Origin of the sequence: Parendozoicomonas haliclonae, assembly GCF_900174585.1 — a bacterium.
Classification (GTDB): domain Bacteria; phylum Pseudomonadota; class Gammaproteobacteria; order Pseudomonadales; family Endozoicomonadaceae; genus Sansalvadorimonas; species Sansalvadorimonas haliclonae.
The window spans coordinates 130,609-145,163 of the sequence record NZ_FWPT01000001.1 but is presented as its reverse complement, the minus strand read 5'-3'; the positions used below and the strand labels follow the sequence as shown (position 1 = coordinate 145,163).

Here is a 14,555-nt window from a genome sequence, read left to right as displayed (position 1 = left end):
CTATTCAACCGGTTTTCCTGCGAGTGTATTACCGATTATGATGAGCTGACCTGATAAAAATAATAATACGGGTTACTCATGGATGTACTCGCGCTCTGGCAGGGGTTTTATAACGATCCCTGGTTCTGGCAGTATCCTATGGCCACTCTGGCCATCAGCATGCTCACATTTTTAACCGTGGCCATTCCCTGGACCATCGTCGCCTGGATTGATCCTCCCTCTCTTAAGAAATACAAGATTCAACAAAAACCGTTCGAGATGAAAAAGTATCTCTGGCCCTCCTTTGGCCGGATCATCATCAATAACATGATATTGATTGGTCTTTTAATCCTGTTCTGGCCCTTGATGAAACTGACGGCTGTCCATAACTGGGATTTGCCGGCCTGGTACATCATCATTCTTCAGCTTTTGTTCTTTGTGCTGCTGGATGACTTTCTCTATTACTGGATGCATCGCTACATGCATGAGAACAAATGGCTGCTGAAGCATATTCACAGTGTTCATCATCGCATCCGCAATACCTGCGGCATCAATGGCAACTACATGCATTGGGTCGAATATGTGCTGACTGCCGGGCTGGCGCTGGTTGGTCCGATGCTGATCGGTGCCCATATCTATGTGGTCTGGATCTGGGTTGCGATTCGGCAGATTGAAGGGGCAGACGGGCATATCGGCTACGACGTTCCCTGGAACCCCGCTCATCTCTTTCCGCTGTACAAAGGCCCGGTCTACCACGACTTCCATCATGCCAAATTCAAGGGCAACTATGCGGGCTTCCTGCCCTATCTGGATGAGTATCTGGGAAAAACCCATATACCGGCCTATCTACGCTACCTGAAAGGCCGCAAAGCCGGTCTGACAGCTATAGAGATTACCCAACAGGAAGAGGCTCTGCGCAACTCGCAGCGTCAGAGACAGGGCTAACTCTATCGCTCAAGGCCACAATATCTGGCAGCTCTTGTTAACCTGCTCTATATACCGCCACTCCCAACAATAAGTGGCGGTATCATGCTGAGAAATAAAACCTGTGTCCCATATCTCCAGTGGCTGACTTTTGTAGCTGCGGCACTCTTTGCTCTGACAACTTTTGCAGATGAACCTTTCACCGTTGAAAAACCCTGGGGGAAATATGAAGTTCTGGGGAGTGGAACAGACTATGTCATCAAGCGTTTAACGGTTGATCCCGGGCACCGTTTTAGCTTGCAAACCCATCAACACCGGGACGAGTTCTGGCTCATTCTGGAGGGAAGCGGGACAGTGACGGTAGGTGATCAGCAATTCACAAACGTTGATAAAGGGATGATATTCCATGTGCCTGCAGGCAGCAGACATCGCGCTGCTGCAACAGGAGATACCCCTCTTATCATTGCGGAGGTGCAGCAGGGTGATTGTGACGAACAGGATATCGTGCGGCTGGAAGATGATTACCAGCGAGCCAGCGCTGTGAATTAGACACCCAAACAAGAACACTGTCGTAAATGAGTTTCTGCAATTGACGTTAAACAGATAGGGGCTAACCTCTATCTGTTCTAACTCTGTAAACTCTGCAAAATGTAAATTGTGCAAAATTTGTCGAAAAGCTACGTATTTTGTTGAAGAGTATTCCGTCTTATGGTGTTGTTCATTACATTCTAACAACACTCGTAGATCCACTTGGGTCTTTCCCCCTTTGAGATAAACCGGTAACAACTCGATGACAGCAAATGCTCTGGAAACCGGAGCCCGTTCGCCGTATGCAATGGCCGAGCTTGGCGAACAGATAGCTCTTGGCAAGGCGAACAAAGCCGTTTCCAAAACTCTGCTGCTGGCCATTATGGCGGGCATGATGATTTCTCTGGCTGGTGTCTTCTACACCACCGTCTCGGCCGGCGCCGGAGATATGCCTTACGGGATGGCCAAGCTGATTGGTGGTATCACCTTCAGTATGGGTCTAATGGCTGTCGTTCTGTGCGGCGGAGACCTGTTCACCAGCAGCACCCTGATTGCCATTCCTGCCGCCAGTGGCAAGGTTTCTATTCCTCAAATGCTCAAGAACTGGGGCGTTGTCTATGTAGGCAACCTGATTGGTTCCCTGATGATTGTCTGGATGATTGTCTACACCGATCAGTGGCATGGCGGTCATGGTGAGATTGGTCACTCCGCCCTGTACATTGCCAACGCCAAGCTAAGCCACTCCTTTGGGCAGGCACTGGTTCTGGGTATCCTGTGTAACCTGATGGTCTGCATGGCCGTCTGGATGAGCTACAGTGCCCGTGCCGCCAGCGGCAAGATGCTGGCTATGGTTCTTCCTGTTGCCATGTTTATCGCAGCCGGTTTCGAGCACTCTATCGCCAACATGTACCTGCTGCCTGTAGGTCTGGCCATCAAGTCTGTTGCAGCACCAGAGTTCTGGGCAGAGATTGGCAAGACTCCGGAATACTTCTCCAATATCACCCTGGATAATATCCTGTGGATGAACCTGCTGCCTGTCACCATCGGCAACATCATCGGCGGTTCTATCCTGATTGGCCTGTTTAACTGGGGCGTGTTCCTGAAGAAGCACTAAGCGACTTCAAGATATGTCGAAAGCGGATTCTTTGAGTCCGCTTTTTTATTGCCTGAGATATAGGCGCAGATAAAGAGAGAGTCGGAATTGATATTGCTCAGCCAAAGGGCAGGATGCCCGGCTAGCGACTCAATACATGGACGTATTGCTGGAGCGGGAGGAGCACTATCCATTCCGGGGAACGGTTAGAAAACTCAGCTCCAATAAAAAGATTACTTGGCAGTAAAGGTATGCAGCTGCTGAATCGCCTTCGCCATTGAACCATTCAGAAGCTCAGGCATCACATAGGTGGCCTCATCAACGGCTTCGTTGATCTTACGACGGTCTTCAATGGAAGGCTTGCTCAACACATAGCCGGACACCAGTTTGGCATTGCCAGGGTGGTCGATACCGATACGCAGACGATGGAAGTTCTTGTTGTTGCCGAGGCTGCTGATAATGTCACGTAAGCCATTATGGCCACCATGACCACCGCCCTGCTTCAGGCGCGCAGTACCCACGGGAATATCCAGCTCATCATGAGCCACAAGAATCTGTTCAGGAGAGATGCGGTAGAAATTGGCAATAGCTGCCACCGCAAGCCCACTCTTGTTCATAAACGTAGTGGGATAGAGGAGACGGATATCCTTGCCATGCAAGGATATCCGGGCTGTCAGCCCATGGAATTTCTTCTCGGGCTGAAGAGTGGCTCCGCAGGCGCGGGCCAGCTCTTCGATAAACCAGACACCGGCGTTATGGCGGGTTTCCTCATACTCGCGACCTGGGTTACCCAGGCCAACGATTAACTCAATGGAAGCGTTTGCCGCCTTGGTCATGAGAGTCCTTCCCAACGCCAGATATCAGTTTATCTAATGAAGATTACTCTTCGTCGCCAGCTTCTTCTTCAGAAGCTTCTTCTTCAACACCAGCGCGGGTTGCGTTGATGCTTACTACTGGCAGATCGTGTTCTTCGCCGTGAGCCAGCTGAGTCAGAACAACGCCGGCAGGTACGGTGATGTCGGACAGGTGTACGGAACCACCCAGTTCAACTTCAGCCATATCGATAGCGATGAATTCTGGCAGATCAGCAGGCAGACAACGTACTTCTACGTCCTGCAGGTTGTGAACAACAACACCACCAGCCTTCACGCCAACGGAGGTTTCTTCGTTGAGGAAGTGGAAAGGTACGTTGGTGGTGATTTCGTGGTCAGCATCAACACGCAGGAAGTCCAGGTGCATGGCTGCGCCAGTAGCTGGATGACGCTGTACGTCCTTCAGCAGGGCCTTCTGGTTCTTGCCATCAACTACCAGGGTAACGATGGAAGAGTAGAAAGCTTCAGCTTCCAGAGACTTACGTACTGCACGGCCTTCGACAGTGATCTGCACAGGAGCAGTTTCACCACCGTAAACGATGCCAGGTACCAGGTCAGCGTGGCGCAGGCGGCGGCTCGCACCTTTCCCTACGTCCTTACGCGCTACAGCGTTCAGAGTAAAATCGGACATAATAGTCTCCAAAGGTTAACTCTCGGACAGATCTTGGATTCATCCTGAGAGTGGTGGGGGCTGAACCGCGACCAGATCAGCCCAAAAACAAGCGGCGTATAATAACGGCAGAGCCGTCTTTTGACAAATAAACAAAAGCCCGCAAAAAGCGGGCTCTTGATGGCCGATCATGAGGATCAGCTGCGGATCAGCGCACCGTGATTAACGGAACATTGCGCTGATGGACTCTGCATTGCTGATACGACGTACAGACTCAGCAATCAGAGGAGACATGTCCAAGGCACGGATCTTGTCGATCGCCTTGGCAGCCGGGCTCAGCGGGATAGTGTTGGTGATAACCAGCTCATCCAGCTCGGAGTTAGTCAGATTTTCCATGGCACGACCGGACAGAACCGGGTGAGAAGCATAGGCCACAACCTTGATTGCGCCTTTAGCCTTCAGAGCCTTGGCCGCCATGCACAGGGTGCCGGCAGTATCGACCATATCGTCAACCAGGATACAGGTACGACCTTCAACATCACCGATGATGTTCATCACTTCCGCACGGTTGGCTTCAGGACGACGCTTGTCGATGATCGCCAGATCAGTGTTCAGATGCTTGGCGAAGGCACGTGCACGCACTACACCACCGTGGTCAGGAGAAACGACCATGGTGTTCTCGAAGCCCTGACGCTCGATATCGTCCAGCAGAACCGGGGAACCGTAGATGTTATCAACAGGAATATCGAAGAAGCCCTGAATCTGATCCGCGTGCAGGTCGACGGTCAGTACACGATCGATACCAACGCTGGCGATCATATCTGCAACAACCTTGGCGCTGATAGGCACACGGGAAGAACGTGGGCGACGATCCTGACGGGCATAACCGAAGTAAGGAACAACGGCAGTCACACGCTGGGCAGATGAACGACGCATTGCGTCAGCCATAACCAGCATTTCCATCAGGTTGTCGTTGGTAGGAGCACAGGTGGACTGGATAATGAAAACGTCTTTACCGCGAACATTTTCCTGAATTTCAACGGCGATTTCACCATCGCTGAAACGGCCTACAGAAGCCTTGCCCAGGGGAATATGCAGATGGTCAACAACTTTTTGAACAAGTTCCGGGTTAGAGTTCCCAGCGAACACCATCATTTTTGACACGACAGATACCTTGGATCATTGCGTGGGTGAATTAGGCTAAGCTTCCGGGACTTTCTTAAGAAGAAATAACGAGGCGTGTGCAGAATATGGCTGGGGTGGCAGGATTCGAACCTGCGCATGACGGGATCAAAACCCGTTGCCTTACCGCTTGGCGACACCCCAACGACTTTAGCTTCAACGACATACAAAGTATGCGTTAAAAAAGCTGCGACTGTTAACCAGCCTTATTATTAACTTCACACCCGAATGCTGGAAGATACACCGACATCCAAGAGCTCTGCAACCCGCAGGAGACCTGCAAAGATGAACACAGAGTCAGGAGGTTCAATCTCGCAGCTATTCGGAAGAGCCTGTCTCCCGAAGGCGGCGCTACTCTACTGAGGATACTTCCAGCTGTCAAATCGGGATTTGATTCAGGGCAATTCCCACTCTTTTATCGAGAGAATCACCGCAACCCCTTCACGGGTAGCCCTTACCTTTTCTGGCAGCTGAACACCACTCACATCCCGATAACTGCCGTAACTGACCTTCCAGCCATTCTGATGTAGCTCTGCCAGATAGCCTCGTTCATTCAGCACTCGTACATAGTCATTACCGGGGGCCGGCATACCGCGCATCCAGTAATCGAGGGAGGTAAAGGGCAACATCCAGCCCGTCTGCAGATAGAGCAGCTGTTCAGCAGAGCCAGAGACAACCGGTTCATTACCGGGAACATCCAGTGATACCCGATGGTAGTCCCCGTCTTTGCCCTGCCCTTCCAGCCGGGCAAGAGTCTGCCCGAGCGGACCGGTCATATAAATGGAGAAAGTTTCCGGGCTTCGATCCCAGCTGATGGTCACGGCACCAGACTGCTGAGGCGTCTTCACCCCGGCACGGCCACTGACATGCCAGCTGTCCACCTTGCGGGCCTGTGCCAGATTATGCTGCCAGGCCTGTTCCAGCTCAGCATTGGACAAAGGCTTGTCCGGAGCCGGAGTGATACGCTGGTTCGACGCACAGCCAGCCAGAAATAACAGGCTCAAAACTGCGACAACAGGAAGACGTTTACGCACCAGATTTCCAAATAACTGCATGAGATCCATTCCGTTCCGATGAGTCATTACTCGTCGGCAGCCTGCAGGCGTTCAATAGTGGATTTCAGGATTTCATCATCCGACTGATATTCCAGCGCCTTATTCCAAACGGCACGGGCTTCATCCTGCTTGCCCTGAACCCAAAGCACCTCACCAAGGTGGGCTGCCACTTCGGCTATACCGGCGTCATCTTCCTTGAACAGAGAATAGGCACGGCGCAGATATTGCTCGGCCTCCGGGTAGTTCCCAAGACGAAACTCAACCCAGCCCATGCTGTCGATAATGGACGGGTCATCCGATCTCAATTGATAAGCTTTGTCGATCAGCTCCCGGGCTTCGCTGTAACGTTTGGTGCGATCGGCCAATGTGTAACCCAGAGCGTTCAAAGCCGCAGCATTTTCAGGATCTTTCTGGATGATTTTGCGCAGATCGGACTCCAGACGGCCGAGGTCATCCATCCGTTCCGCCAGCATGGCTCGTGAATACAGCAGGTTGGCATCGTCCGGATACAACGCCAGCGCTTTATCATAAACATGGGCAGCCTGATCGTAACTACGCTGTTCCTGAAGAATCTCGCCTTCTACCATATACAAACGTGGCGCGAACTCGGGATGTGCTGCCCGGGCCTTTTCCAGATCCTGACGGGCTACAGACCACTGTTCATGATCCGAAAGCATTCGGGTCAGGGCAGCATAGGAAGCAACAAAATAACCACCTGGCTTAACCTTGAGAAGGTGTTTACGACCTTCTTTCCAGTCATCCATCTGCTGCGCCACCCGCCCCAGATTGTAGTGCGCCTCATCGGCACGCCCTTTAAATTTACTCAGCCGATGAAAATAGAAGCCGGCCTGACCTGGCATGCCATTCTCCATGGCAATCAACCCCACAGAGGCAAGGAGGTCAGGGTTGTGAGGCTGCTGAGCCACCAGGATCTCAAACTCACGCTGGGCACCGGTCAGATCACCACTTTTCACCAGCAGGCGACCAAACAACAGGCGCATACGTGGATCATTCGGAAAGGTTTCCAACCCGGAACGCAGAAGGCTCAGAGCCTGCTGAGGGCGTTCCAGTTCATCCAGCAGCTGAGCCCGGATGCGCGTTACGGTCGCTTCTTGGCCACCTTCAGCCTTGATAGAGCTGGCCTGCTCCAGAGCCGCGTCCAGGTCACCCTGTTGCTGTAGCAGGATCGCCAGACCGATCTGGACGGTAATATCATCCGGCCAGCGCTTTTCAAAACCACGGAACTGATTGATCAAACTATCCCGAATCTCTTCGGAGACACGGGCCGACTGCACAGCCAGCAGCAAAAACGGTGCTTCGCCGCCCTGCTCCTTAACTTTTACAAACGCGGGAATGGCACTTTCAACATCGCCATTCAGTACCTGCTCAACCGCATTGGCCCGAATCGCATTGGGATTACCGGCATCCACCTGCAGCCACAAGCGGGCGGCATCACCTGCTGCCTGACGGGAATTCACCACAGAAGCTACGCTATAGGCGCGCTCAGCCAGACCCGGATCCTGAGTTTTATGGGCCTGCTGGAGGTAGTTACCAAGGGTCAGATCGAGACGCTGCTCATACGCTGCCATCTCGGCAACCAGCAGATCGTAGAGGGTATCCGGTTCAAAATCGGCCGGGGGCAGCTCACTCTGCACAGTGGCGGACTTAGCCACCGGAGCCGCCTTAGCGTCTGTTTTACTGGCAGCAGCCAGCTGGCTCATATGGCTCTCCAGCGTGGAACAACCACCAAGCAGCGCCATAACCGTCAGGGCAGAAACAGCCCGAACGGAGAGTTTTTTCGTCCATCCACAAAACAATGGGGTAAGGCTCACGGTTTGATCCGCCATATTATTGCGCTTGTTCTCACATTCATGTGCAGAAGAAATTCATAATGACACAGCCTAGGGGGCCTTCTCAATGAAGCATCGACCTCCGCAGGTTTAACTGAGAACACACCCTAAATTTGCAGTCATTACACATACATAGGACAATTCTTCCCGGCAGCCAGCACTCGGCTGTATTTTTATTTGATTATGACAGACGTAAAAAAAGCTCTTAACATCGCTTGTCATGCAGCTGCGTCTTTCAGGGATGTTTCAGAACGGCTTCCTTTTGTAGTTGTTTTTCTGAAAAGGCTATATAAACAAAGCCCAAGATCGTGCAATGACACGAACGACCGGGCAGATACTATGGTAGGTTATGGGATTTCTCGCAGTTGGCATTAATCACCGGACAGCTCCGGTCAGCCTCAGAGAAACAGTTTCTTTTACCCCTGAGCAGCAGATTCCGGCCCTGCAGGATATCCAGCAGCTGCAAGGCGTGCAGGAAGCCGCCATTCTCTCGACCTGTAACAGGACTGAGGTCTATCTCTACGGCGAAACAGAATCCCCCGCCATTATTGCCTGGCTGGGACAGTTTCATCGCGCCGATTATGAAATGCTTCATGAGCATGCTTACAGCCATGAAGGGCAGGAAGCGATCCGCCATATCATGCGGGTCGCCTGCGGCCTGGACTCTCTGGTTCTGGGAGAGCCACAGATTCTGGGGCAGATGAAGTCCACCTATGCGGTTGCTCAGGAAGCCGGTTCCATCCACGGCCCGCTGAGCCGGATGTTCCAGAACGTTTTCACCACCGCAAAAACCGTTCGCACCCAGACAGCCATTGGCGAGAACCCGGTTTCCGTAGCCTTTGCTGCTGTCAGCCTGGCCAAACAGATCTTCGCCAACCTGAAGGACAACACTGCTTTGCTGGTTGGCGCCGGGGAAACCATAGAACTGGTGGCCCAACACCTTCGTGAACAGGGTATCGGCAAAATCGTCATCGCCAACCGGACGCTGGAACGCGCTCTGAATCTGGCGGACAAATACAACGCTGAAGCCATCCTGCTAGCTGATATCCCCGAATACCTCCATCGGGCTGATATCGTAATCGCCTCCACCGCCAGTCAGCTGCCAATTCTCGGCAAGGGTGCCGTAGAACGAGCACTGAAAGCCCGCCGCCACAGCCCGATGTTTATGGTCGATATTGCCGTACCAAGAGATATCGAACCGGAAGTCGGCGATCTGGCAGACGTCTACCTCTACTCGGTGGACGATCTGAAAGCTGTTATCGAAGACAATGTTCGCAGTCGTCAGGAAGCCGCCCAGGAAGCCGAACAACTTATCGTCAAAGGCGCAGAAAACTTCCTCGCTCTGATGCGCTCCCTGGATGCCGTCGATGTGGTGCGCCACTACCGGGAACAGGCACAAGAGATTCAGGCTCAGGAACTCCAGAAAGCGCTTAAGATGTTGGAAAACGGCAAAGCACCGGAACAGGTTCTCCAGCAACTGGCTCGCGGCCTGACCAACAAGCTTATCCACACGCCTTGTGTTCAGTTGCGAAAAGCGGGCGAGAATGGTGAAACCACTAAACTGGACTGGGCTCGCGAACTGCTGACGCAGGATTAACCCCTACTCCCAACAGGCCGGTTAATGACTGCTGACTCCAAAGGCCAGGGATGGCCTGAGAACCTCCCAGTGCAGGACAGCACTGCGAGGTGGGAGGCAGCAATCATTAACCGGCTGTTAACCACACATCACATGGCCTGAAATTCAGGGTATGATTACCCCCTCAAATCACCGTCCTTATCTTTGGCACCAACCGACTGTATGAAAGAATCACTGCTCCACCGGCTCGATAGTCTGGCTGATCGTTTTGAAGAACTTGGCGCTCTGCTCAGTGACCCGGAAGTGATTGGCGACCAGGACAAGTTCCGCAAATTCTCCAAGGAATACTCCGAACTTGAGGAAGTGACCCAGTGCTATAACGCGTTCCGCCAGACCCAAGAAGACCTCGAAGAAGCCCGCGCCATGCTCGAAGATGGCGATGAGGATATGAAAGAACTGGCGGAAGAAGAAATTGCCGAAGGCGGCAAGCGTCTGGAAGAGCTGGAGCAGGAACTGCAGATTCTGTTGCTGCCGAAAGACCCGGACGATGCCCATAACGTGTTTCTGGAAGTCCGCGCTGGCACCGGCGGTGACGAAGCTGCTATCTTTGCCGGCGATCTGTTCCGCATGTACTCCAAGTATGCAGAAACCCAACGCTGGAAGGTTGAGGTTATCAGTGCCAGCGAAGGCGAACACGGCGGCTACAAAGAAATTATCTCCCGCGTGGTCGGTGAAGATGTGTACGCTCGTTTGAAGTTTGAATCCGGCGCCCACCGCGTACAACGGGTTCCGGCGACCGAATCTCAGGGCCGTATCCATACTTCAGCCTGCACCGTTGCCATTATGGCCGAGCCGGACGAACAGGAAGAAGTGAACATCCGCAAGGAAGACCTGCGTATCGACACCTACCGGTCCTCCGGTGCCGGTGGTCAGCACGTTAACACCACCGACTCTGCCATTCGTATCACCCACCTGCCAACCGGTCTGGTGGTTGAGTGCCAGGACGAACGTTCCCAGCACAAGAACAAAGCCAAAGCGATGGCTTTGCTGAATGCACGTTTGAAAACCGCTCAGCAGGATGCGGCAGCCAAAGAACTATCTGACACCCGCAAGAGTCTGGTCGGCAGTGGTGACCGCTCCGAGCGTATCCGTACCTATAACTACCCACAGGGCCGGGTAACCGATCATCGCATCAACCTGACTCTCTACAAACTGCCTGACGTTATGGAAGGCGACCTGAACCCGGTGATTGAACCGCTGATGACCGAGTATCAGGCAGATCAGCTGGCGGCTCTGGCTCAGGAATCCTGATTACCGGTTTATGTCAGACACACCACTCAACAACCCTCACCGTATAGACGCCCTGCTGCGCCGCTCCTCCGAGCTGGCGCAGGTGTCTGATACGGCCCGGCTCGATCTTGAGCTGCTGCTCTGCCATATCCTGAAGAAAGAGCGCAGCTTTCTGTTCTCACGGCCGGAACACGAACTGACTGATGACCAGCTCGAACAGTTTTCTGCCCTGTTGGAACAGCGGAAAGCAGGCCACCCTGTTGCCTACCTGACCGGTACTCGAGACTTCTGGAGTCTGGAGTTAAGTGTTGAACCCAGCACCCTGATTCCCCGCCCGGATACTGAGCATCTGGTCGAAACCGCTTTGGAACTGTGTGATCACAAACCCCAAAGGGCTTTGGATCTGGGAACAGGTACTGGAGCCATCGCTCTTGCTTTGGCTAAAGAGCGCCCGGGCTGGACGGTATATGGCTGCGACCGTATTCCGGAGGCTGTTGCTCTGGCGAAAAGAAACGCCATGCGTAACCAGCTAGAGCGTGTGACCTTTGTCGAGAGTAACTGGTTCAGTGCTTTTGCCGGTGAAGGCTTCGACCTGATTGTCAGCAATCCGCCTTATATCGTCGATAACGATCCTCATCTCGCGGAAGGTGACGTCCGTTTTGAGCCCGCCAGCGCACTGACATCCGGTATCGATGGCCTCGACGATATTCGCCTGATCAGCCAACAGTCTCCAGCTTACTTGAACGACGATGGCTGGCTGATGATGGAACATGGTTATCATCAGGGTGAACAGGTCAGAGATATTCTGCACGACAATGGTTTTGTTGATATCCGCACGGTACAGGATCTGGCCGGGCACGATCGTATAACCCTAGGACGTAAGCCGGGCAAACCGGCCGAGGAAGGTTAACCGCCTCATGATGAACGACGATCAACTGCTGCGTTACAGCCGACAGATCATGCTGCCTCAGTTTGATATTGCCGGGCAGGATAAGTTACTGGCTGCCCGGGTTCTGATTATTGGTGCAGGTGGCCTGGGCTGCCCCACGGCTCTCTATCTGGCTGCAGCAGGTGTTGGATCAATTACTATCGTCGATGATGATGCGGTTGACCTGAGCAACCTGCAACGCCAGATTGCCCATACCACCCGGGATCTCGGTACGAACAAAGCGATATCTCTGACCGAAAGCATTCATGCCATCAACCCGGATACCCATGTAAATGCCATTGCCGGTCGGCTGGATGAAGAAGCTCTGGCCGAGCAGGTACAACAGGTGAATGTGCTGATTGAGTGCACGGATAACTTCCCGTCCCGATTCCTGTTAAACAAGATGGGCGTTCGGTTTGGTAAGCCTCTGGTCTCCGGTGCAGCCATTGGTTTTACTGGTCAGCTTTCCGTATTCAACCTGACACCAGAAACCCCCTGCTACGCCTGCCTTTACAGTGATGTGGACGAGCAGCAGCTGACCTGCAGCGAAGCGGGCATTCTGTCTCCGGTGACCGGTGTGATCGGTTCTCTGCAGGCCGTTGAAGCTATAAAAGTCATCACAGGTATTGGCCAGCCTCTGGCCAGCAAGTTGATGATCTACGATGGACTGACCGCAGACTTTCGTACCATGGGTCTGGCCAAAGATCCTGAGTGTGCTGTTTGCTCAAAAGGTGCTTGTTCAAAAGAGGCCTGATCGCTTTTGCGACCCTCGGCATTGTGATCTATATCTAGTCCTGCTCTGTCTGGACAGGACTCGATAGACAACTATGCCTGACTATTATCCGCGCAATCTTCAGGGCTACGCTGGCAAGCCTCCTGCGATTGTCTGGCCGGAGAACAACCGGCTGGCAGTCAGCATTGTGGTCAATTACGAAGAGGGGTCTGAGTCCTGCCCTCTGGATGGCGATGATCATTCCGAATCCTGGCTGACCGATATGCCGGGGATGCAAGCCAGCCCTCATCGCCATATGTCCTGTGAATCCCTGTTTAGCTACGGCGCACGTATTGGCGCATGGCGTCTGCTGGATATTATCAAGTCCTTTAAAGTTCCTGCTTCTGTCTTTGCCTGTGGACTGGCGTTGGAAAGAAACCCGGCACTGGCCAGAGCTTTTCACGAGGCAGGTTGGGAGCTGGTCGGCCACGGCTGGCGCTGGCTGGATTACAGCAAGATCACCGAACAGGATGAACTGCAGCATATCCACAGAACACTGGAGATTATCCACAGCCTTACCGGCCAGAAAGCCACAGGCTGGTACAGCGGTCGCAAAAGCTCGTACACCCGCGGCCTGCTGGCCAGCGCTGGCATCAGCTGGGATTCCGATGCCTATGACGACGAACTGCCTTATTACGTGCCCATAGACGGCCATCACCATCTGGTGATTCCCTACACACTGGTCTGCAATGATTGCCGCTATGCCATGTCTCCCGGCTGGAGTAGCCCGGAAGATGCCTGGCTGACCATGAAAGCCACCTTTGATCAGCTATATCGAGAGAGTGAACACAGCCCACGAATTATGACGCTGGCTTTGCACACTCGCTTCTCCGGTCATCCCGGCCGAGCTGATGCGGTCTACCGGTTTCTGAAATATGCCTGCAGTCACGATCGGGTCTGGTTTTGCCAGCGAGGAGCCATCGCATCACTCTGGCGCAGTCAGATCACAGCGCCTGACAGCTATGCCCTGCGTGAAGCATTGTGAGTAAACCCAACCGTTCAGATCAGCACCACAGCCTGCCTATCAACGCAATGACAGCCACTGAAGCCAGAATGGCAGTCGCACTGGCACAACAGGAAGGTTGGAACCCCGGCTTGAATGATGCAGAGGTCTTTCTGGCTGTGAATCAGGAAGGCATGCTGTGTATCCATTTTGATGGCCAGCCGATTGGCTTCTCATCGGTGATGCGGTACGACAGCCGCTATGCCTTTTTTGGCCTGTACATGGTTCAGGAAGAGTTTCGCAAACTGGGATTTGGTATGGCCATGACCCAGAAACGACTGGAGATGGCGGGTAAGCGCTGTATCGGGCTGGATGGCGTAACAGAAAATGTGACTATTTATTCCCACATTGGCTTCCGCAGCAGCTATCGCAATATTCGCTTCTGCATGCCTGAGGCCATTGTTGAACAATGCCTGGCCAACTCGCAGCTCGAACAACATTCCGATATCACGGTGATCCCTCTGTCCTCAGTCAGCCCACATTTACTAACTGCATTCGACAGATTTTACTTCCAAGCCTGCCGCTCCCACTTTTTGAAAGTCTGGTGCTATCAGGAGGACGTTATCGCACTGGCCGCCCAATATCAGGGGGAGCTTGCCGGATACATCGTGATTCGCCCCTGCGTGATTGGCAGCAAGATAGGGCCGCTCTTTGCCCAAAGTCGTGCCATTGCTGAGAGTCTGCTATTTACTGCTTTAGCACTTTCAAACCGCCCCCCGTTCTACCTTGACATTCCCGAGCCCAATCAAAATGCCATCAACCTGGCAAACGACAATAAAATGGTAATTATCAGCGAAGTCATGCGCATGTACCGGGGCACACCACCTCCCATCAATCTGGCTGGCGTTTATGGCATAACATCGTTAGAAATGGGCTAAAGCCAAGCTCTGAAT

General features: G+C 53.1%; 14 protein-coding genes and 1 tRNA gene. 9 read left to right on the top strand and 6 right to left on the bottom strand.

Features of this window, described 5'->3' with window-relative positions; genetic code table 11:
* Positions 1 to 78: 78 nt before the first annotated feature.
* The 3 genes from EHSB41UT_RS00680 to focA all read left to right on the top strand — a co-directional run bounded on the left by EHSB41UT_RS00680 (position 79) and on the right by focA (position 2,545).
* Entirely contained in the window at positions 79 to 924 is an 846-nt protein-coding gene (locus EHSB41UT_RS00680; protein ID WP_087105899.1) for a sterol desaturase family protein, read from the top strand.
* A gap of 84 nt (positions 925 to 1,008) precedes the next feature.
* Complete coding sequence (locus EHSB41UT_RS00675) at positions 1,009 to 1,452, top strand: phosphomannose isomerase type II C-terminal cupin domain (RefSeq protein WP_087105897.1); 444 nt, start codon at positions 1,009 to 1,011, stop codon at positions 1,450 to 1,452.
* A 241-nt stretch (positions 1,453 to 1,693) separates the two neighbouring features.
* A complete protein-coding gene (gene focA, locus EHSB41UT_RS00670) occupies positions 1,694 to 2,545 on the top strand; it encodes a formate transporter FocA (RefSeq protein ID WP_087105895.1) in 852 nt (283 codons plus the stop codon).
* Positions 2,546 to 2,757: 212 nt separating this feature from the next.
* Here focA and pth read toward each other — a convergent pair whose 3' ends face one another.
* From pth to EHSB41UT_RS00640, 6 genes are all read right to left on the bottom strand, one after another.
* Positions 2,758 to 3,360 (bottom strand): aminoacyl-tRNA hydrolase, encoded by a 603-nt coding sequence (gene pth / locus EHSB41UT_RS00665; protein WP_087105893.1) that lies wholly within the window; start codon positions 3,358 to 3,360, stop codon positions 2,758 to 2,760.
* A gap of 43 nt (positions 3,361 to 3,403) precedes the next feature.
* Positions 3,404 to 4,027: a 50S ribosomal protein L25/general stress protein Ctc gene (locus EHSB41UT_RS00660; RefSeq protein WP_087106856.1), complete on the bottom strand. Its 624-nt coding sequence runs from the start codon at positions 4,025 to 4,027 to the stop codon at positions 3,404 to 3,406.
* A gap of 201 nt (positions 4,028 to 4,228) precedes the next feature.
* Entirely contained in the window at positions 4,229 to 5,170 is a 942-nt protein-coding gene (locus tag EHSB41UT_RS00655; protein WP_087105892.1) for a ribose-phosphate pyrophosphokinase, read from the bottom strand.
* An 87-nt stretch (positions 5,171 to 5,257) separates the two neighbouring features.
* Positions 5,258 to 5,332: transfer RNA gene (locus tag EHSB41UT_RS00650), tRNA-Gln, on the bottom strand.
* 251 nt (positions 5,333 to 5,583) lie between these two features.
* Positions 5,584 to 6,243 (bottom strand): lipoprotein insertase outer membrane protein LolB, encoded by a 660-nt coding sequence (gene lolB, locus EHSB41UT_RS00645; protein ID WP_165767107.1) that lies wholly within the window; start codon positions 6,241 to 6,243, stop codon positions 5,584 to 5,586.
* A gap of 26 nt (positions 6,244 to 6,269) precedes the next feature.
* Complete coding sequence (locus EHSB41UT_RS00640) at positions 6,270 to 8,090, bottom strand: tetratricopeptide repeat protein (protein ID WP_087105889.1); 1,821 nt, start codon at positions 8,088 to 8,090, stop codon at positions 6,270 to 6,272.
* Positions 8,091 to 8,442: 352 nt separating this feature from the next.
* On the opposite strand from EHSB41UT_RS00640, the gene hemA reads away from it, so the two are divergent.
* The 6 genes from hemA to EHSB41UT_RS00610 all read left to right on the top strand — a co-directional run bounded on the left by hemA (position 8,443) and on the right by EHSB41UT_RS00610 (position 14,540).
* On the top strand, positions 8,443 to 9,690 hold the full coding sequence (hemA, locus tag EHSB41UT_RS00635; RefSeq protein WP_087105887.1) for a glutamyl-tRNA reductase: 1,248 nt from the start codon (positions 8,443 to 8,445) through the stop codon (positions 9,688 to 9,690).
* 201 nt (positions 9,691 to 9,891) lie between these two features.
* Positions 9,892 to 10,980 (top strand): peptide chain release factor 1, encoded by a 1,089-nt coding sequence (gene prfA / locus EHSB41UT_RS00630; protein ID WP_087106854.1) that lies wholly within the window; start codon positions 9,892 to 9,894, stop codon positions 10,978 to 10,980.
* Positions 10,981 to 10,990: 10 nt separating this feature from the next.
* Positions 10,991 to 11,869, top strand: coding sequence for a peptide chain release factor N(5)-glutamine methyltransferase (prmC, locus tag EHSB41UT_RS00625; protein ID WP_087105885.1), 879 nt, complete (start codon positions 10,991 to 10,993; stop codon positions 11,867 to 11,869).
* Positions 11,870 to 11,876: 7 nt separating this feature from the next.
* Positions 11,877 to 12,641, top strand: coding sequence for a HesA/MoeB/ThiF family protein (locus EHSB41UT_RS00620; protein WP_087105883.1), 765 nt, complete (start codon positions 11,877 to 11,879; stop codon positions 12,639 to 12,641).
* Between the two features lie 73 nt (positions 12,642 to 12,714).
* Positions 12,715 to 13,644 (top strand): polysaccharide deacetylase family protein, encoded by a 930-nt coding sequence (locus EHSB41UT_RS00615; RefSeq protein WP_087105881.1) that lies wholly within the window; start codon positions 12,715 to 12,717, stop codon positions 13,642 to 13,644.
* Positions 13,641 to 14,540, top strand: a complete 900-nt coding sequence (locus EHSB41UT_RS00610; protein WP_087105879.1) for a GNAT family N-acetyltransferase — start codon at positions 13,641 to 13,643, stop codon at positions 14,538 to 14,540. Before EHSB41UT_RS00615 ends, EHSB41UT_RS00610 begins: the two co-directional genes overlap by 4 nt.
* The last annotated feature ends 15 nt before the right edge of the window (positions 14,541 to 14,555 follow it).